Source organism: Anaeropeptidivorans aminofermentans, assembly GCF_940670685.1.
GTDB classification, from domain to species: Bacteria; Bacillota; Clostridia; order Lachnospirales; family UBA5962; genus Anaeropeptidivorans; species Anaeropeptidivorans aminofermentans.
Genome location: NZ_OW711693.1, coordinates 405,828 through 423,898, shown reverse-complemented (window position 1 = coordinate 423,898; position 18,071 = coordinate 405,828). Strand labels below are relative to the sequence as shown.

Genomic DNA, 18,071 nt, shown 5'->3' with positions numbered 1-18,071 from the left:
ATTACCCAATGAGTATTGTAGGAAAACCATTAAATAACTATCAGCAATGCATTGATGCCTGTCTGCGCTGTTTCCAGGCATGCCATGAATGTGCTGTATTATGTTTGCAGGAACCGGATGTTGAAAGCAGAACCAATCATATTGCTATGATGATGGAATGCGCAGGCATATGCAATGAGGCGGCTTGCCTCATGACAATGAATTCAAAGCATGCCAAGGAATTTTGTATGTTATGTGCTAAAGTTTGCGAAGAGTGTGCCAACGGCTGTGCCCAGTTTAAAGACGACCACTGCCAACAATGCGCTGCCGAATGCCAAAAATGCGCCGCGGCCTGTATGGCAATGTAAGTAAAATAGTTTATTTACAGTAATAAAAATCGTATATTTTATACTTAGTGAACCTGAAAACACTTTTTAAGTATTTTCAGGCAAACGTCCCCTTATAGTCAACAAAGATATTTTCAGCTTTGTTGACTATGAGTGGCTTAATATAAGCGTTTCTGCTGTATTAAGCCGTTTATGAAAAATCGATTTTGTTATTACCTTAAAGCTATTTTACTGTAATGTAAAAATCAAACAGACAGGAGCTAAAACCTCCTGTCTGTTTTTCTATGTTCAGAAATCTTTTCATCTCTACCTATGCTGATTGAATTTGAAAACCGTCTTGCGGTTCAAATATGCTTTGTAAACTTAGGAGTATCTGGCCCAGATTTATATAAATAAATTCAAGTTTTGTTCTTTAGCACATAGGCTTTTGTTGCTTTTTTAAAAGAAACTTACTAAACTTCGTCTTTTTTCAAATTTATTTGCTCTATATTTTTATCAGCAAAACCATTTCTTAAGAAACAGTGGCGATTTCCATTTATGCCTTTATTTTTACCTGCTGCAGAGTTATAATTAAAATATTCTAGTAATTATTCTCTTGAAAATAATACAAATAACCGCAGGAGGTTTTTATGTTTTATTCTCCTTTTGATACTCTTGGAAATATTATGTTCTCTGTTGTACCTATCATCGTCATACTGGGATTTATTTTTGTATTCGGAATGATCCTTGTCGGTGCTGTCCGAGGGGCCAGAGAATGGAAGAGAAATAACGACTCCCCTGTTCTTTCCGTTAAGGCAAAGGTTATATCAAAGCGTTCAGACGTACGTATTCATCGGAACCATGCCGGAACGGATCATCATATGCACTCTACATCCTCCTCTACTTCTTATTTTATTACTTTTGAAGTTGAAAGCGGAGACCGAATGGAATTTTTAGTCCCTGATAAGGAATACGGTATGCTTATTGAAAACGACATGGGCACGCTTACATTTCAGGGGACCAGATATTTGGGATTTGAAAGGCAGAGGGCTTAGGCTCATAGGAAAGGAGAATTCATATGGGAGATTTATTAAAGCTTCCCAACATAGGAAAAGACACTGAAAGACAGTTAATAGAAGTTGGCATAAATAATTTTGAAGCGCTTAAGGCATCCGGTTCAGAAAAGGCATGGCTTAAAATACAGGCCATTGACTCTTCTGCCTGTATTCAAAGGCTTTTGGGATTAGAAGGGGCTATTCTTGGTATAAAGAAGACTTTAATCCCAGAAGAACGAAAATTAGAGCTTAAGGAATTTTATAATAAACATAAAAAGCTATGAGGTTTCGCCTCATAGCTTTTTTATGCCGGTAAAAGAATTGGCTTTTAAAATATATTCTATAACCAAATAAAATTATTATCTTTTTAAAGCATAGTTTTTTCTTTAGGTATAATATAATTAAGCTTATTTAATCTTAGGCCTTACAGCATGTTTTGAAACTCCAAATCTTAGACGCTCTGCCTGAAAAAGTAATTGCTTCGTCAAAAACAATCGAAATGTACCCTTGCTGGTAATATGAAACGGCACGTGTTTTAAGCGGACTTTCATACAGTTTTCTTTTCCGCCAAAAAGAAAAAGCTTAAAAATCATTTCTGCGTTTTTCTTTAGAAATTATGCTCCGCAAAATCTGCCTTCCATGATGGGTATCTTTCCGATTCGGTTCAAGCTCCATTTTTCAAATAAAATCCGCGTCGATTTTCCAACCTTAAAACCGGTTCTAGCCCCCTAAATAGGCCCTTCTGATTTCATCGCTTTCAGAAAGCTCTTTTCCCGTGCCGGAAATTGCTATTTTCCCTGTTTCGAGAACGTATCCCCTGTCGGCAATGGATAAAGCCATTTGAGCGTTCTGCTCAACAAGGAGTATGGTGGTTCCAGCTTTATTAAGCTCTTGAATGATTGTAAATATCTGCTCTACAAGAATAGGCGCAAGCCCCATGGAAGGCTCATCGAGCATCAGAAGCTTGGGGCGGCTCATAAATGCCCTTCCCATGGCAAGCATCTGCTGTTCGCCTCCTGAAAGGGTCCCTGCGGTTTGGTCTTTTCTTTCAAGAAGCCTTGGAAATAAATTATATACGGATTCAAGGTCTTTTTCCGCTTCCTTTGAAGTACGGGTAAAGGCACCCATTTCAAGGTTCTCCTCAACGGTCATTTGGAGAAATATGCGCCTTCCTTCGGGAACATGGGCAAGGCCGTGTTCAACAATCCGATGGGGAGCCATTGCGGTTATATTGCCGTTTAAGAAGTTAATATCTCCCGTCCTTGTGCGAAGAAGGCCGGAAATTGTGTTTAGAATCGTACTTTTCCCCGCTCCGTTGGCCCCGATCAAGGTGACGATTTCACCTTCGTTTACTTCAAGGGATACATTTTTCACGGCATGGATTGCACCGTAATATACATTGATGTCATTCACCTTAAGCATATTTAAGCACCCCTTTTCTTTCCCAAATAGGCTTCGATAACCTGAGGGCTGTTCTGTATCTCTCTCGGCGTGCCCTTTGCAATGACCTTGCCGAAATTAAGAACACAGATGCCTTCACAGATACCCATAACCAGGTTCATATCGTGTTCAATGAGCATAATTGCAATGTTAAAGGTATCTCTTATTTTAACGATATTTTCCATAAGCTCTGCCGTTTCCGAAGGGTTCATACCCGCCGCCGGCTCATCTAAAAGAAGAAGGGAAGGTTCCGTCGCTAAGGCTCTTACGATTTCAAGCCTTCTTTGGGCGCCGTAAGGCAAAGAACCTGCCTGATGGTCTGCCATATCCGCCATATCAAATATGGAAAGAAGCTCTCTTGCCTTTTCACGGGCACGCTTTTCTTCCTTCCAATACTTAGGCATTCTGAATATCCCCGTCCACATATTGTAGCCAATGCTGTTATGAAGGCCAAGCTTTACATTATCCTCTACGGATAAATTGGTAAAAAGCCTGATATTCTGAAACGTACGGGCAATCCCGGCCTTATTAATCTGAACAGTATTCATATTGTGGGTATCCCTTCCGTTTAAGAGGATTGTTCCCCTTGTGGGCTGGTAAACCTTTGTGAGGAGGTTAAAAACCGTTGTCTTTCCGGCTCCGTTAGGACCGATAAGGCCTGCGATTTCGGTTTTTCCTATGCCCATATTGAAGCTGTCTACTGCCGTAAGGCCTCCGAAATCGATGCCCAGATTACGAACGTCTAAAACGGGAAATTTATCAATATCCCTTTCGGGGATTATATTTGTAGAAGGTATGGGCACAAGCTTTGTTTCCTGTTTATTTTGGCTCATTTACTTGTCCCCCTTTGCTTTCTGCTTGGCTTTTGGCATTAATTTAAGTTTTGTTACTTCAATAAAGCCTTTAATATTTTCATTGTTTGTCATTATCATGACGAATATAAGAACGATGGCATATATCAGCATACGGTAATCGTTAAACTGGCGGAGCATTTCAGGAAGCACCGTAAGGACCGCCGCCGCAATGATGGAGCCCCGGATATTGCCAAGGCCTCCTAAAACAACAAACACAAGAATCAGTATGGAGGTATTGAAGCTGAACTTTGTAGCGATTATCGTCGAATAATTCATAGCAAAAAGGGTTCCTGCCCCTCCTGCAAGGGCGGAGGATACGACAAATGCCATCATTTTATATCTTGTAACAGGAATGCCGACGCTTTCGGCGGCAATGCTGTTATCCCTGAGGGCCATAATAGCCCTTCCGGCTCTGCTGTTTACAAGGTTTAAGACAACAAAAAGGGTAACCAGAATAAGAGCAAATCCCATGACAAAGGTAGAAAGCTTCGGTATTCCCGAAATTCCCATAGGTCCGTCTATAATTACCTTGCCCCCTTCCATCAGATTAAGGTCCTTTGCGCTTGTAAGAAAGCTAAAATGAAGGCCTTTGGCGTCTACGCCTACATAAAGGCAGTTCATAATATTTTTAATGATTTCTCCGAAGGCTAAAGTAACGATTGCCAGATAGTCCCCTTTCAGCCTTAAAACAGGAATACCAATAAGAAATCCTGCGATTCCTGCAAAGGCTGTACCTACAGCCATGGATATAAACATTCTTAAGGGGTTTGAAGGTACAAGGCCTTCAAGAGCAATACAGGCTACTACCCCTGAAAATGCCCCTACGCTCATAAAGCCTGCGTGGCCCAGAGAAAGCTCTCCTAAAATACCCACCGTAAGATTCAAAGAAACTGCCATGACTATGTAGGCGCATATGGGAACAAGCTGACCTTTTAAAGAAGAGCTTAAATTTCCTCCGTTCACAAGGGTCTGAAGTATAATAAAGGCTATTATAACAGGACCGTATATGGATAAATTTCTTAAAATTGATGCTTTTGTGCTTTTTTTCATCATGTCCACCTCAAACCTTTTCGTTAACCTGCTTGCCTAAAAGACCGGCAGGCTTTACAAGGAGCACTATAATAAGAACAGCAAATACGATGGCGTCGGAAAGCTGGGTAGAGATATAACCTTTTCCGAATATTTCTATGATGCCAAGGAGTATCCCTCCAAGCATCGCCCCTGGGATGGAGCCTATGCCTCCGAAGACGGCTGCCGTAAAGGCTTTAATTCCCGGCATGGAGCCTATGGTTGGCGTAAGCATAGGATAAGCCGAGCAGAGAAGCACCCCTGCTATTGCCGCAAGAGCAGAGCCTATGGCAAAGGTTACGGAAATTGTAAGGTCTACATTGATGCCCATCAGCTGGGCAGCCCCTTTATCCTCAGAACAGGCACGCATGGCCTTTCCCATTTTCGTCTTTCCCGTAAACCATGTTAAAGCAGCCATAATGACAATACAGGCAACAATAGTGACGATTGCAATCAAAGATATGGAAAGCCGCCCGTCGAAAAGCTTAATGGGCATTTCAGGCACAACAGGCGTAAATACCTTAGGATTTGAGGACCAGAGAAGCAAGGCCGAATTCTGAAGGAAATAGCTTACGCCGATAGCCGTAATCAAAACCGCAAGAGAGGGAGCACTTCTTAAAGGTTTATAAGCTGTCCGCTCTATAATAACGCCTAAAGCCGTACAAACAACCATCGCCATAACAACCCCCAAAACAGGGGGAAGGTTCCACTTAGAAGCGGAGAAGAAGCAAACGTAAGCCCCTATCATAATAACGTCCCCGTGGGCAAAGTTCAGCATTTTGGCAATACCGTAAACCATTGTATAGCCAAGGGCTATAATGGCGTAAACGCTTCCAAGGCTCAGGCCGCTTATGAGATAAGATAAAAAAGTCATTACAAACACACCTTTATAATTAGTTTGTATTATACAAAAGAGACCTTTGAACCGAAGTTTCAGGCTCTTCAAAGTTCATTATAAATTTCAAATAAAACAGTAAAAACCGCCCTTTTTCACATTTTCTCAAAATATATTTTTTCCGAAAGAAATCCTTCCTTTTGAGCCTATGGTAAACCGGTTTTTGTTCTGCCCCTGCAAAAAATTTACTATAAAGTAAATTAACTTGAAACTACACGAGTTAATTCAAGGAAAACATATGAAATATATTTTATAGTAAATCCCCTATGAAATAGCAGAGAGCTGATGTAGGCGTATCCCAACATCACCCCTCTACAGCAGAAATCTGCACTGCTGTTTCAGTTAAAATCGACTATAAGCAAAAGGGGCTACCGAGTTTTACCCGACAGCCCATATCTATAGCCATAAGCTTATAAAAATCAAGTATACTGTAAGCCATGCTACAGTAAAATAGCTTTAAGGTAGCAACAAAAACCTATTTTTCATAAACGGCTTAGTGTAATAGAAGAATTTATATTGAGCCATTCAAAATATATGATTTTTGTTACTGTAATTAAACTATTTTGCTATATATAGTGAATTAAGATTTACACATATAAGTAAAATATCGGCAGGTTGTCTTAAAATCAAATAAATCTTGATTTATAAAGGATACTTTTAAGATTCGCCGGCTATGTAAAAGTTTCAGCAGAAGTTTAGTCCATGCCAACATAAGCGCCGTTTTGTATCATCATACCCTTAGGTCCTTTTGAAACTTCGCCTGAGCTTACCCAAGCAATATCTTCTCCTGTAAGCCCTTGGAAGGTTAAAGTAGGAAATACTTTTACCATAGCTTCGCAAAGCTCCTGAGCAGTCATCTCCGGGGTGCTTTCAGATGCCTCTATGGCCATTTTGTAAGCATAGATACAGTCATATGCATCGGCGGCAAACTGGTTCGGCACATCACCGTAGGCTTCCTTATATTTTTTTACAAAGCTCTGTGTTCTTTCATCTTCAGCGTCTGCATTGAAAGGAGTGAGGAGCATTACGCCTTCTGCTAAAGAAGTATCGAAAGAATCAAGGGTAAGTATGCCGTCCATTCCGTCTACGCCGAAATATTTAGGTGCATAGTCCATTGCCTTTGCCTGCTGAAGGATAAGAGAAACGGGGGAATAGTAAAGGGGAAGGAAAACAAGGTCCGCACCGTTATTTTTGGCATCTGTCAGCTGAACGGAGAAATCTGTCTGGCTGTCTTCTGTAAAAGTTGTAGTTGAAACGATTTCAAGGCCGAGACTTGACGCCTGATTTACAAAGGTATCGTATATGCCCTTTGAATATACATCATCGTTTTTATATATAATGGCTATTTTTGAGCCAAGCTCTTTATCGTAAATATACTGAGCTGATGCAAGGCCTTGGTTCGGGTCTGCAAAGCACATCTGATACATATTGTCCTTTCCTTCTGTAACGGCCGTTGCAGAAGCCGAAGGCGTAAGAGCAAAGATACGGTCTGTGTAAGTTTCAGAACTTACAGCAACAGCAGGCGTACTTGTAACGGAGCCTAAAGATAACTGCATTCCCCAGTCCTTAAGCTTGTTATAGGCATTTACGGCCTTTTCCGCGTCATGCTCGTCGTCTTCATATTTAAGCTCAAACTGAATGCCGCCCAGGGCATTAATCTCGTCAACGGCTATTTGAGCGCCGTTTTTAGCTGCGTTTCCGTAAATGGCAGCGCCGCCTGTAAGAGGGCCTGTTCCGCCTATTTTAAATATGCCTTCTGAGGTCTTTTCGCCTTCTGCCGGCTTACTTTCCTCTGAGGGCTTTGCTTCAGCGCCTTGCTTCACTTCTTCCGAAGGCTTTTCTTCTATTTTGCCGCTGCTTCCGCACCCGGATACTGTTCCGAGGGCAAGCATTAAGGCTAATATCATATAAAGTGGTTTTTTCATCTTTTATCGCTCTCCTCTTGTCTATATTGTTATGTAGTTGATTTTAAACACCGGCTATCACCGGATTTTAAGTATAAGCAAACCAGTTTAAGATTTTGACTTTTCAGACTTATCTTAATGAATATGTATAATTCTTACACATATATAGACGCCCTCTATGCCTTTAATTCAGGCCTGGCCGTTAATGCTTCCTACAATTTTAGCTTGCAGCCTTATGCCTGTCAAGGGCAGTATATAGCCCCTCTGCCCCCTGTAAACCATATTCATCCATTAAAAAGCAAATCTAAAATACCCATTTTTATAGTCGCGCTCATAAATTGTTAAATTTGCATAATCGTGTCGTTTATTAGGGACCCTTGTCCGTGATTTCCAACATCAGGACTATACCATTTTATCAAAATATAGCATTCTCATGAATTTAAGCGTATTTATCCTCTGTTTTTTATATAAACAATGATTAATTTCGCTAATTATATCATCAAACGGGCCGTTTTTCTTTCATTCTAATACAAATTGCCCATAGAGCATTTTAACTGAATTTATTGACACATGAAACTCAATGAGACTTTTTTTATAATAATATTGGATTGTGAAGTTTTGACTGCAAGATGTTATGGTAAAGCTCCCATGAAAAGGAATAAAGCCCTGTTCACTATAGGCGCATACCCACCGCTTTCCTCTGGAAAGCGGTTTTTTAAGAAAGCGTGAATATACGGTCTTTATTGCTATTTATAGTAAATTTATCATAAAGAAGCAGCAAAAACCTATTCCCGGCAGGCTCAAAAACACGGATTTCCTTCGGAAACGGTACATTTTTAAGCCTTCGTGAATATACGGTTTTGCTACTATTTAACTTTAAATTTACTATACCTGAAGTTTACTATAACTGTCCGGCTTTTATTATTCTATTTATTTTTACTGCAACTTCATTGAACAAAAGGAGGTATTACTTTGAAAAGAAATGAAGAAAAAGGCATTTCCTCCGAAAAAAAGTTAAGCTCTATTCAGAAAAAAGCCCTCAAGCTTATGCTTTACGGCGGAATGGGAATTGAAGAAATATCAAAGGAGACAGGCGCGTCCTCAGAGCTTCTATATAAATGGCTTACGTCAGACGCTCTCTTTATAAAAGAGCTTGAAAAAGGCCTTTCGCTGAATTCTGCTCTTTTTGAAAGCCTGATTAAATCAGGGGTTCCCCAAGCTGCCGAAACCTTGAATTTTCTCTCTAAATATGCTTCCAGCGAAAGCACAAGGCTAAGCGCTTCTAAGGAAATAATAAATTACGTTAAATCCTTAGAGGATAAAAGGGAAGGGGATTTGGGAGAATTGCCTAAGCTGATTGAAGACTTTCCTGAATAGAAATTTTAATGTCTTTTGTCTCCAAAGGAGGTGATTGCCTCAGTATATACAGAAAAACAGCGCGCCCTTTTACAGCTTTTAAAAAACGGCGGACTTAAAAGAATTAATCTGCTTCAAGGTAGCGTAAGAAGCGGCAAAACGTGGATAAGCCTTGTTCTATGGGCATTTTGGGTAGCGTCTATGCCTAAAGGAGAAAATTATCTCATGGCCGCAAAAAGCCTGAATACCCTTAAAAGAAACTGCCTTGACCTTCTTTCGGACCTTGTAGGCCAGAAAAACTTCACCTATTCCATAAGCAAAAAAGAAGGTTGGCTTTTCGGCAGGAGAATCCTCCTTGAAGGGGTACACGATACCCGCGCCGAAGGAAAAATAAGAGGGCTTACGTTAGCAGGGGCCTACTGCGACGAGCTTTCCCTTTTCGATGAGGAATTTTTTAAAATGCTTCTTACGAGACTTTCAAAGAAAAACGCAAAGCTTTTTGCAACCACAAATCCCGACAGCCCTTCCCACTGGCTTATGGAAGGCTATATTAAAAGAAAAGAAGAAATTGACATGCTTTTATATAATTTCTATCTTGAGGATAATACGTTCCTTGGAAAAGAATATATTGAGGCCCTTAAAAAAGAATTTTCCGGCGTTTTTTACGATAGGTTCATTCTGGGAAAATGGGTGGCGGCCCAAGGGGTAATTTACAGGGAATTTATAGAGCATAAGGAAGAATTTATAACCGATGAAATACCTCCTGCGGCGTTTTCTCAAATCGGGGTTGACTTCGGAGGAAACAAAAGCGCCCATGCCTTCATCTTGACGGGGATTGCAAAAGATTATTCAAAAATAGCCGTCCTTGACGAATGGTATTTTAAAGGGGAAATTACCCCTTCGGCGCTTTTTGACAGCTTTATTTCCTTCTACGAAAAAAATAAATGCAGCAATATTGTTTCGGCCTACTGCGACTCTGCCGAACCTGTTCTCATAAACGGCCTGAGAACAGCCTGCCTTAAAAAAGGCATACCGATTCATATATTTAAGGCAAAGAAAGGCCCTGTCCTCGGAAGAATCCGTTTCTACAGCCTTCTGATGAATAAAAGGGCACTTACTATATCAAGTAAGTGCAAAATCATCATTAAAGCTCTTGAAGAAGCCCTGTGGGACGATAACGCAAAAGAGGACAGGCGCCTTGACAATTTCACCTCAAATATAGATTCTCTCGACGCCCTTGAATATGCCACGGAAAATATTCAGGAGAATATGACTAAGTATCTTTTATAGTAAATTTAAACCGTAACAAGACGGTATATTTTCGCAGGCTTAAAAATGTACTGTTTCCCGAGGGAATTCGTATTTTTTGTTTGCAGTAAATAAGTTTATAAGAAATTTATTATAGGGGGCTTCAAGAAAATCTCAGGCAATGTTTGAAAATAAGCAAACCTGAATTTTTAAAACATTGCCTAAAGGTTGAAAGGAGAATAAATGAAGGATATATTTGAATTTTTTGAGAAACAAGGCTTTAGCACCGTAGACAGGTCCTTTTATAAAGCCATGGAGCTTTGGGAGGCCTATTATACGGGAGATGTGGATAATTTCCACAGCTACGGCCAATATAACGGAATAAAAATGGTTAACCGGAGAAGGCGAAGCCTGAACATGGCCAAAAAAATATGTGAGGACAAGGCCGACCTGATGCTGAATGAAAAGGTGGAATGGAGCCTTCCCCATGAGGAGAGCATGGATTTTCTTAAAGATGTTCTGGATAAAAATAATTTCCAAACCCTTTCAAACCAGCTTCTTGAAAGGGCCAACGCTCTGGGAACCTGTGCCTTTGTTGAGATATTTAATTCCGGTGAAATTATCATAGATTATGTAAACGGAAAAAATATCTATCCCCTAAGCTGGGAAGGAGATCATATCACTCAATGCGCCTTTGCAAGCCTTAAGCATATGAACGGAGAAAAGTATATTTACATTCATATGCATTTACTGGAAGACAGGGAATACGTAATAAAAAACCATCTTCTGAAATATGAAAAAGGAAGGCTTATAGAAGAGAGTGTAGAAGATATTCTTGGTATTTCCGAAACCATCTATACGAAAAGCCCTCTGCCCTTTTTCCAGATTATAAAGCCCAATACGGCAAATAATATTCTAAGCCCCTCCCCTATGGGAATATCGGCCTTCTCCGGTGCTTTGGATATTCTGCAAGGGATAGACACCATTTATGACAGCTTCATAAATGAATTTGACTTAGGTAAGAAAAGAATATTTATAGACTCCTCTCTGGCCCAGGTCTCTATGGGAGAAGACGGCACAAAGCTCACCCCCGTGTTTGACACAAACGACATCTGCTTTTACGGATTAAGCGGCTTAAGGGAAAGCGGTGAGCTTATAAAGGAAGTCAATATGGAGCTTCGCATAGAGGAGCATATCTCTGCCCTCAATGCAAATTTAAGCCTTCTTTCCGCAAAATGCGGATTGGGAAGGCATTTTTATTCCTTTGAAAAAACAGGGCTTAAAACAGCCACAGAAGTCATATCCGAAAACAGCGACTTATTCAGAAAAATAAAAAAAGATGAAATCATCTTACGAAAGGCTCTTATGGATTTGGCAAAGGCCGTAATTTATATGGGTATGCATTTCCTTAATAAAAATATTTCATGGAAGGGAATTTCCGTATACTTTGACGATTCCATCATAGAAGACAGCAGAAAAATCAAAGAAGATGCGCTTACGGAAAGAAACGCTGGCCTTATAAGCGATGCCAGATACTTTGAAGAAACAAGAAATATGGATAAGGATACCGCCCTGGCCTTCACAAAGGAAATGAATGGACAAATAAAAATGAAGAACTAAAAATACAGGAGGCGCTTATGCATCAACTAAGATTAAATTATTTCAGCGAGGAAGAAAATGAAGGGGCTTTCGAAAGCTCCTCGATGGAAACCCTTCAAAAGGAGCTTTTGGAAAAGGAGAACCAAGCCTTAGCCTATCAAAAAGAAGCGGAAAGCTTGAAAAAGCTAAATTTAGCTTATAAAAAGGGCCTTTCGGAAGATGAAGCCGAATACGCCGTATTTAAAGCCGAAAAGCTTTCATCAGGCGGCGGGACCTTTGAAGAAGCCCTGAATAAAGTCATTGAAAAATCCGAATTCTTAAATCCTGTTTCCAAAAATATTAAAACAGGCATCAGGCAATCGGAGGAGTTCAGCGCGGCAAAAGGCCCTGAAGAAGAAATCGCAAGGCTTCTCGGCGTAAAGCTTTAATTATAGGAACAAAAACCGTGTATTTTAAATGGCTTAATATAAACATTTCTATAGATTTATAGTAAATTTCTTATAAAAAAGGAATAAAAACCTATTCATTAAAGGCTCAAAAACACTGATTTCCTTTAGAAACATTACATTTTTGAGCCTACATGAATATACGGTTTTGTTACTGTTTAATTTTAAATTTACTATAAGCCCTTTATGAAAAATAGGTTTTTGCTGCTATCTTAAAACTATTTTACTATATTTATTAAATTCCAGGAGGTATTTATATGAACGGCACTATAGACTATCCACATCTTTTTATGAGGGCCCTTGACCTTCAGCTTATTCAGAAGTCCACTAGCGGCTGGATGCAGGATAATGCTTCACAGATTAAATTTAGCGGAGGAAGGTATATAAAAATACCTAAGGTCTTTATGGCGGGCCTCGGCAATTACAACAGAGACGAAGGCCTTTACCCTCACGGTTTTGTAACGACAGAGTATCAGTCCGAAGAGCTTAAAATGGACAGAGGCATTCAGTTTTACTTCGACAGAAACGACGTAGACGAAAGCGGCTATCTCGTAGAAGCCGGAACCATCATGAGCCAGTTTCAGGCACAGCATGTAATCCCTGAAATTGATGCTTATCGTTATTCAAAAATATACAATATGGCAAAAACCTACGGAAAAACAAGAACCCTTAACCCCACGAAAGAGGATATTCTTTCAAATCTGTTAAAGGACTTAAGAAGCGTACAGGATAAAACGGGATATGACTTTAAAGACATGGTCATATCCATGCCTTATACCATATTTGAAATGCTGGAGCTCTCAGGGGAGCTGAACCGCTCCATAAATGTATCAAGCTTTTCTCAGGGGGGCCTATCCATGGAGATAAACACCTTGAACGGTGCACCTATTATTCCCGTGCCTTCCCAAAGAATGAAAACTAAGTATGATTTTGCCGAAGGAGAGGGAGACTTCGGCTTTTATCCGGCGGCGGACGCTAAAAATATCAACTGGATTATTCTTGAAAAATCCGTCCCTATGGCAGTGGCAAAAACCGACAGCCTTAAAATATTCTCCCCAAATGTAAATCAGGACGGAGACGGCTGGAAAACCCAGTATAGGGTCTATCACGATTTATTTGTACCGGAGGCTAAAAAAGACGGCGTATTCGTAAACATTCAGGCTTAAATGCAGCAAAAACCGGAAGGCAATGCCTTCCGGTTTTTTATAAGGAGGTATCCAATGGATTTAATCACCTATAATTTTTATATAAACGACTATGCAGGGGCTTTTATTCACCATGAGGAATTTATTCCCTTGTATAAAAGAAGCAAAGAACTCCTTGAAAACATTACAATGACAGATTTAAGCCTTGTAAAGAAAGAAAAAAGCCTTATGGAAGTAAAATATGCTCTGTGCGCGGAAATAGAATTTATAAATATGAACGGCGGTCTTGATTTCTTATTAGACGCCAATTCTAAGGGCAGCTTTTCCATGGGCAGGTTTTCTTTAAGTGTAAATGAACCCGGATCCGTAATTTCCCCCATTGCCCTTGGGCATCTTCTTCGGGCAGGGCTTATTTCAAGGAGGGTATTATGCATATAAGGCCCATTCCCAAAAGGATACTCAATCAAAAGGCAAAATATATCCCCTGTTTAAAAGATACAAGAGACGGCAAGGCATGGGGGGAAGAAATAGAGCTTTCAAACATTGCCCTAAGCCACAGCTCCAAATACAGCGTTTCCGGCGGAAGCCAGTATATCCGCCATAATGCAGTGCTTTTTTATGACTGTAATTATTCTCTGCCTAAAAATATGGAGTTTACCGAACAGGGCATGATTATACTGAACGGGAAGAAAATGGTTATTGAAAGAGTTGTAACCCCCAATACATTAAGCGGAAAGCCCCACCATTATGAGCTTGAGCTTTTCGAGTCCGTAAACGGCAGGCAGTAAGGAGGGCTTATGGATATATTAGATAAGGCAATCGACTATATAGAAGAAAACCTCTCCCTGTATGCCAAGGTGCAAAGCATCCCCCTTTCCTCTGAAAGAGAGGCAGTCTCTATCCTTCTCGACAAAAGCAGCCCCGTTGAAAAATATATGGATAATGCTTCCGTAAACAAAATTTCCCTAAAAATCCTCACAAAAAGCGAGGAAAGCAAGAAAGCCTATTACGCCGCGTTAGACATTACAGCGCTTTTTGAAAAAGCATCTCCGGGATACTTATGCCTTGAAGAAGGCTTTTTCTTTATAAAGGCAGAAACAGAGGCAAACCCCTTTTTTCAATCTATGAATACAGGGCAGACCTATGTATATGAGGCGAAAGTTAATTTATATGTAAGAACAAATTAGGAAAGGAGCTTTTTCATGCAGATACAAAACCCCGTCCAATGCGGCGGAACCGGCCAGGGGGCAGGCTCTATCCTTGCCAGCGGCTACAATATAGAAATAGACATCACCCCCAATGAAAATTCCCCTACATGGGCAAGCCTTCGGTCGGGCATCAGCAGCTTTTCCCATACGACAAACGACGTTATAGAAAAGCTTGACTACATTGAAGGAAACGGCTGGGCATTTACGGAAATCATCGGCGCCCAGTATATCGTAAAGGTAACGGGCGACAGAATCAGCGGCGACCCTGCCCAGGACTTTGTTTTTCAAAGGGCCCTTAAAATAGGCTGCCAAAGAAAAACCAACTGCCGGATTACAGACCCGGATAAAAATATTGTTCAAAGTGTTGCTACCATTGCAAATATCAGCCTTCCGGCGGGAAAGGCTTCCCAAAGGGCGTCTTTTACTTTTGAGATTCATTTTAACGGGGAGCCTTTTTATATTCCCTATGAGCCGGAGCCATAAAAATAAAAGGAGGTGAAATTATGGAAAAATTGGAGCTTATGAAGCCCGTTAAGGAATTTGAAATAGAAGATAAGATATTTGCTGTTGATTTATCGGATGAAGCCGTAAGAAACCGCGGTGAAGCCTTCGGCGAAATTTATGACGATATTTTATGGGCGGAGAATATGGAAGATATGCTCCTCCTTTATGAAAAGGCGGTTACAGCCCTTTTCGGCAAAGAAGGATTTAATGACCTCTACAGCCTTTGCAAAAAGAATTTATACGTTCTTTCGGATATTATTCTTAAAATCAGTAAATGCCTCAATCAGGAGGAGATTTAATTGCTGGAATTAAAAGACGAGATAAATTTTAAAGGCAGAAATATAAAATTAAATCTCTCCTTTAAAAATGTCCTTAGGGCATTTGATTTATATGAGGATAAAAGCCTTCTTGATGCTGTAAAGGCTGTTTTAATCACCAATATACTGGCCCCGGAATCGGGGCTTTTAGTTTCTGAGAGGCTTGAACTAATGCCCTTTATATTTCAATATATTAATTCGCTTTCACAAAAAGCCTTTCCGTATAGGTTTAATAAAGAAAGTAAAAATGCCTTATCCTTTAAAAAGGACTTTGCAGCCATTTATGCGGCCTTTTACAAGTCCTATGGCATAGACCTTTATGAAAGCGATATTCACTATATTAAATTCCTCATGCTTTTAAACAATATCGGGAAGGATACCTTCCTTTACGAACTTATATCCGTAAGGCTTATGGATATTCCCGATGAAAGGCTTTACGGAAAAGACTATGTAGAAAGCATAATAAATTTTAAAAAAGCCTACAGCCTTTACAATAAAAGAGAAGAAGAAAACCAGCTTGAGCTTTCCATCAAGGGTATTTTTGATGCCCTTAGCCCAGCAAAAGGAGTTAAAAAATGATACGCCTTAAAATAAGCGAAGATATCAATAAAAAAGATTTAAGAAAAGAGCTTGAAGCGTTTCTTCAGGCTCTTTTAAAATTTACTCCCCTTTCCATAAACCTTAAATTTGTATCGGAAGGCTTCATAAACAAGTATTTTTCCTTAATGGAGGAAACAGCAAAATCCGAGCTTATAAATATAAGCCTGAAAGGAGACTTGGCTCTTTCTCAAAAGGCCCTTGAAATACAGGAAGGCTTTTCAAATTTATCATCGGCCTTTCCCGTGCTTATAAAATCAGATGTATTAAATATGGAGGAAGTCCCGGATTATTCTTCCCTCTTCGAAAGGGCTTCTTCTGTTTCTTCTGCCGCCGGGCAGCCCTTTAATAAAGCGGCTTCTGAAAGCCAGGCAAATAAAATTCATCAGGAAGCTCTTTATATGAACTCAAAAGAGGATATCAGAGAAATTTCTCAAAGGCTCGCCCTTTTAAACAGCCAAAGCCTTCTTGGAAGGGGGATAAAATAATGGAAAACTACTTTATCTTTAACGGCATGGATTCAAGAGACTACAATATTAAATGCTCTTCTCCTCCTATCATCATGGCCAAAAAGGCCTTTAAAAAAATTGCCGTTCCCGGCAGAAGCGGTCATCTTTTAATCGACGAAAACTACTATGAGCCGGTTTATAAAACGATACGGTGCCGAATGCTTTCAAAACCGGAAACGGATTCGCTTTTCCCAAAGCTTCGGGAAAAAGGACGGCTGATTCTTTCTTCAGAGCCGGAAAAATATTATATGGCTTATGTAAATAGCGATATTGCCATGGAATATATTTTGGCAGATTACAGGGCCTTTGATATTACCTTCTGCTGTGAACCTTTTAAATATTCCGTAGATGAAGAAAATGACTTTATAAGCGTAAAAAGCTCCCCATTGACCCTTTACGGAAAGGGAAACATCAACGCCCTGCCTTTCATTAAAATATACGGCAGCGGAACTATCTCCCTCACTATAAACGGAAGCACTATTCAGATAAAAAATGTTTCAGGAAATGTCACCTTAGACAGCAGATTCATGAGCATCATGACCGGAAATACAAATATGAGCATGCATATGACAGGGGAATTTCCTATACTCTTAGGAAACGGAGAATTAAACACCATAAGCTTTTCAGGAAATATCAGTAAAATTGAAATTCAGCCTAATTGGAGGTGGTTATAATGATTGAAAGCAGAATGAAGCTATCCTTATTCATCAATAAGGATACTGAAAGAATCATAAAGGCAAAGCAGTTTGATGCAACAAGCAGATACCTTGACGTAACTCTTTTAAAAGACGACGGCACGGCCTATGATTTAACGGGCTGCCGCGTACAGTTTAACGCCCTGAAAGCAGACGGCAATTATATTATGAATAATGCCGTCATCACAGACGCTTCCAAGGGAGAATTTTCTGTAGAGCTTACGGACCAGACCTTGGCCCTTGGAGACAGCATGGTAAAATGCGACATCAGCGTCTTTTCTCTTGACGGCAGCAGTATTCTTACAACCAGAAGCTTTATGATACAGGTACAGGCTACCGTAAGAAACGATGAAGCCGCAGAAAGCACCAACGAATATAATGCCGTCATAACTTTATTCCAAGATGTGTGGGATATGCGAGAGACTGTAAGAATGATAAACGAGCGCTTCGGCCTTTTAACGGATGATTTGGAAGAAGGCGACCTGCAGGCAGGTTCTTCCGCCCTTGGGGCGTTAAATAATATATGGAATTATTTGAAAACCCAGTCTACAGCAGGAATTGTTGAAACCGTAGGCAGTATAAAAAGTGTTTTAGGAAACCCCAACCCTGTAAGTTCAAATACCCAAAGCGTAATGAATTATCTGAAGTTTTTTGAAACCAGAGGGATTATAAAATATATTCAGCGGGGCGTCGTAACCTTGCCGGAGGACAGTACCCCCTATACAGTTAGTATTAACCAGCCTATCAATCCCCAAAGAACAATTGTTTTGCTTTCGGGAACTTCCAATACAAGAAGCGATTATCAAACGGCAAATGCATACCTGCCTTATCTTTACAGCATAAATTCCACAAGCTTTCAGATAAAGGGACATATGGCGTCGGCCCTCCCTATTTCCTATCAGCTTGTGGAATTTTATTAGAGGTTT

The 18,071-nt window shown here is 40.1% G+C and carries 22 protein-coding genes; 17 read left to right on the top strand and 5 right to left on the bottom strand.

The genetic code is table 11. The features are described 5' to 3' along the window. Positions 1–8: 8 nt before the first annotated feature. The 3 genes from NBX03_RS01665 to NBX03_RS01655 all read left to right on the top strand — a co-directional run bounded on the left by NBX03_RS01665 (position 9) and on the right by NBX03_RS01655 (position 1,644). Positions 9–347, top strand: coding sequence for a four-helix bundle copper-binding protein (locus tag NBX03_RS01665; protein WP_250229048.1), 339 nt, complete (start codon positions 9–11; stop codon positions 345–347). Between the two features lie 608 nt (positions 348–955). Beyond that, positions 956–1,360: a DUF2500 domain-containing protein gene (locus NBX03_RS01660; RefSeq protein WP_250229047.1), complete on the top strand. Its 405-nt coding sequence runs from the start codon at positions 956–958 to the stop codon at positions 1,358–1,360. A 23-nt stretch (positions 1,361–1,383) separates the two neighbouring features. Further along, positions 1,384–1,644 (top strand): TfoX/Sxy family protein, encoded by a 261-nt coding sequence (locus tag NBX03_RS01655; protein WP_250229046.1) that lies wholly within the window; start codon positions 1,384–1,386, stop codon positions 1,642–1,644. A gap of 436 nt (positions 1,645–2,080) precedes the next feature. Here NBX03_RS01655 and NBX03_RS01650 read toward each other — a convergent pair whose 3' ends face one another. The 5 genes from NBX03_RS01650 to NBX03_RS01630 all read right to left on the bottom strand — a co-directional run bounded on the left by NBX03_RS01650 (position 2,081) and on the right by NBX03_RS01630 (position 7,542). Beyond that, positions 2,081–2,782 carry an ABC transporter ATP-binding protein gene (locus tag NBX03_RS01650; protein WP_250229045.1) on the bottom strand — a complete coding sequence of 234 codons (702 nt, stop codon included), beginning with the start codon at positions 2,780–2,782 and terminating at the stop codon, positions 2,081–2,083. A 2-nt stretch (positions 2,783–2,784) separates the two neighbouring features. After that, positions 2,785–3,633 carry an ABC transporter ATP-binding protein gene (locus NBX03_RS01645; protein ID WP_250229044.1) on the bottom strand — a complete coding sequence of 283 codons (849 nt, stop codon included), beginning with the start codon at positions 3,631–3,633 and terminating at the stop codon, positions 2,785–2,787. Continuing rightward, a complete protein-coding gene (locus NBX03_RS01640) occupies positions 3,634–4,704 on the bottom strand; it encodes a branched-chain amino acid ABC transporter permease (protein WP_334303373.1) in 1,071 nt (356 codons plus the stop codon). A 10-nt stretch (positions 4,705–4,714) separates the two neighbouring features. Further along, the gene (locus NBX03_RS01635; protein ID WP_250229042.1) at positions 4,715–5,596 is read right to left on the bottom strand and encodes a branched-chain amino acid ABC transporter permease; all 882 of its coding nucleotides are present in this window, start codon (positions 5,594–5,596) and stop codon (positions 4,715–4,717) included. 716 nt (positions 5,597–6,312) lie between these two features. Next, entirely contained in the window at positions 6,313–7,542 is a 1,230-nt protein-coding gene (locus NBX03_RS01630; RefSeq protein ID WP_250229041.1) for an ABC transporter substrate-binding protein, read from the bottom strand. A 951-nt stretch (positions 7,543–8,493) separates the two neighbouring features. On the opposite strand from NBX03_RS01630, the gene NBX03_RS01625 reads away from it, so the two are divergent. The 14 genes from NBX03_RS01625 to NBX03_RS01560 all read left to right on the top strand — a co-directional run bounded on the left by NBX03_RS01625 (position 8,494) and on the right by NBX03_RS01560 (position 18,065). Next, on the top strand, positions 8,494–8,898 hold the full coding sequence (locus tag NBX03_RS01625) for a hypothetical protein (RefSeq protein ID WP_250229040.1): 405 nt from the start codon (positions 8,494–8,496) through the stop codon (positions 8,896–8,898). A gap of 15 nt (positions 8,899–8,913) precedes the next feature. Beyond that, positions 8,914–10,167: a PBSX family phage terminase large subunit gene (locus NBX03_RS01620; RefSeq protein ID WP_250229039.1), complete on the top strand. Its 1,254-nt coding sequence runs from the start codon at positions 8,914–8,916 to the stop codon at positions 10,165–10,167. Positions 10,168–10,368: 201 nt separating this feature from the next. Next, complete coding sequence (locus NBX03_RS01615; protein ID WP_250229037.1) at positions 10,369–11,745, top strand: phage portal protein; 1,377 nt, start codon at positions 10,369–10,371, stop codon at positions 11,743–11,745. Between the two features lie 17 nt (positions 11,746–11,762). Beyond that, complete coding sequence (locus tag NBX03_RS01610; RefSeq protein ID WP_250229036.1) at positions 11,763–12,152, top strand: hypothetical protein; 390 nt, start codon at positions 11,763–11,765, stop codon at positions 12,150–12,152. A 275-nt stretch (positions 12,153–12,427) separates the two neighbouring features. Beyond that, positions 12,428–13,336, top strand: a complete 909-nt coding sequence (locus NBX03_RS01605) for a hypothetical protein (protein WP_250229035.1) — start codon at positions 12,428–12,430, stop codon at positions 13,334–13,336. Positions 13,337–13,390: 54 nt separating this feature from the next. Further along, positions 13,391–13,753, top strand: a complete 363-nt coding sequence (locus NBX03_RS01600) for a head-tail connector protein (protein ID WP_250229034.1) — start codon at positions 13,391–13,393, stop codon at positions 13,751–13,753. Next, a complete protein-coding gene (locus NBX03_RS01595) occupies positions 13,744–14,103 on the top strand; it encodes a putative minor capsid protein (protein ID WP_250229033.1) in 360 nt (119 codons plus the stop codon). The genes NBX03_RS01600 and NBX03_RS01595 overlap by 10 nt, the downstream gene beginning before the upstream one ends. Before the next feature lie 9 nt (positions 14,104–14,112). Then, positions 14,113–14,502: a hypothetical protein gene (locus NBX03_RS01590; RefSeq protein WP_250229032.1), complete on the top strand. Its 390-nt coding sequence runs from the start codon at positions 14,113–14,115 to the stop codon at positions 14,500–14,502. A 15-nt stretch (positions 14,503–14,517) separates the two neighbouring features. Then, positions 14,518–15,006 (top strand): phage tail tube protein, encoded by a 489-nt coding sequence (locus tag NBX03_RS01585; protein ID WP_250229031.1) that lies wholly within the window; start codon positions 14,518–14,520, stop codon positions 15,004–15,006. 20 nt (positions 15,007–15,026) lie between these two features. After that, entirely contained in the window at positions 15,027–15,326 is a 300-nt protein-coding gene (locus NBX03_RS01580) for a hypothetical protein (protein WP_250229030.1), read from the top strand. Continuing rightward, positions 15,327–15,923, top strand: coding sequence for a Gp15 family bacteriophage protein (locus NBX03_RS01575; protein WP_250229029.1), 597 nt, complete (start codon positions 15,327–15,329; stop codon positions 15,921–15,923). Then, entirely contained in the window at positions 15,920–16,429 is a 510-nt protein-coding gene (locus NBX03_RS01570) for a hypothetical protein (protein WP_250229028.1), read from the top strand. The genes NBX03_RS01575 and NBX03_RS01570 overlap by 4 nt, the downstream gene beginning before the upstream one ends. Then, positions 16,429–17,124: a phage tail domain-containing protein gene (locus NBX03_RS01565; RefSeq protein WP_250229027.1), complete on the top strand. Its 696-nt coding sequence runs from the start codon at positions 16,429–16,431 to the stop codon at positions 17,122–17,124. Before NBX03_RS01570 ends, NBX03_RS01565 begins: the two co-directional genes overlap by 1 nt. Next, a complete protein-coding gene (locus NBX03_RS01560; protein ID WP_250229026.1) occupies positions 17,124–18,065 on the top strand; it encodes a BppU family phage baseplate upper protein in 942 nt (313 codons plus the stop codon). The genes NBX03_RS01565 and NBX03_RS01560 overlap by 1 nt, the downstream gene beginning before the upstream one ends. Positions 18,066–18,071 lie beyond the last annotated feature (6 nt).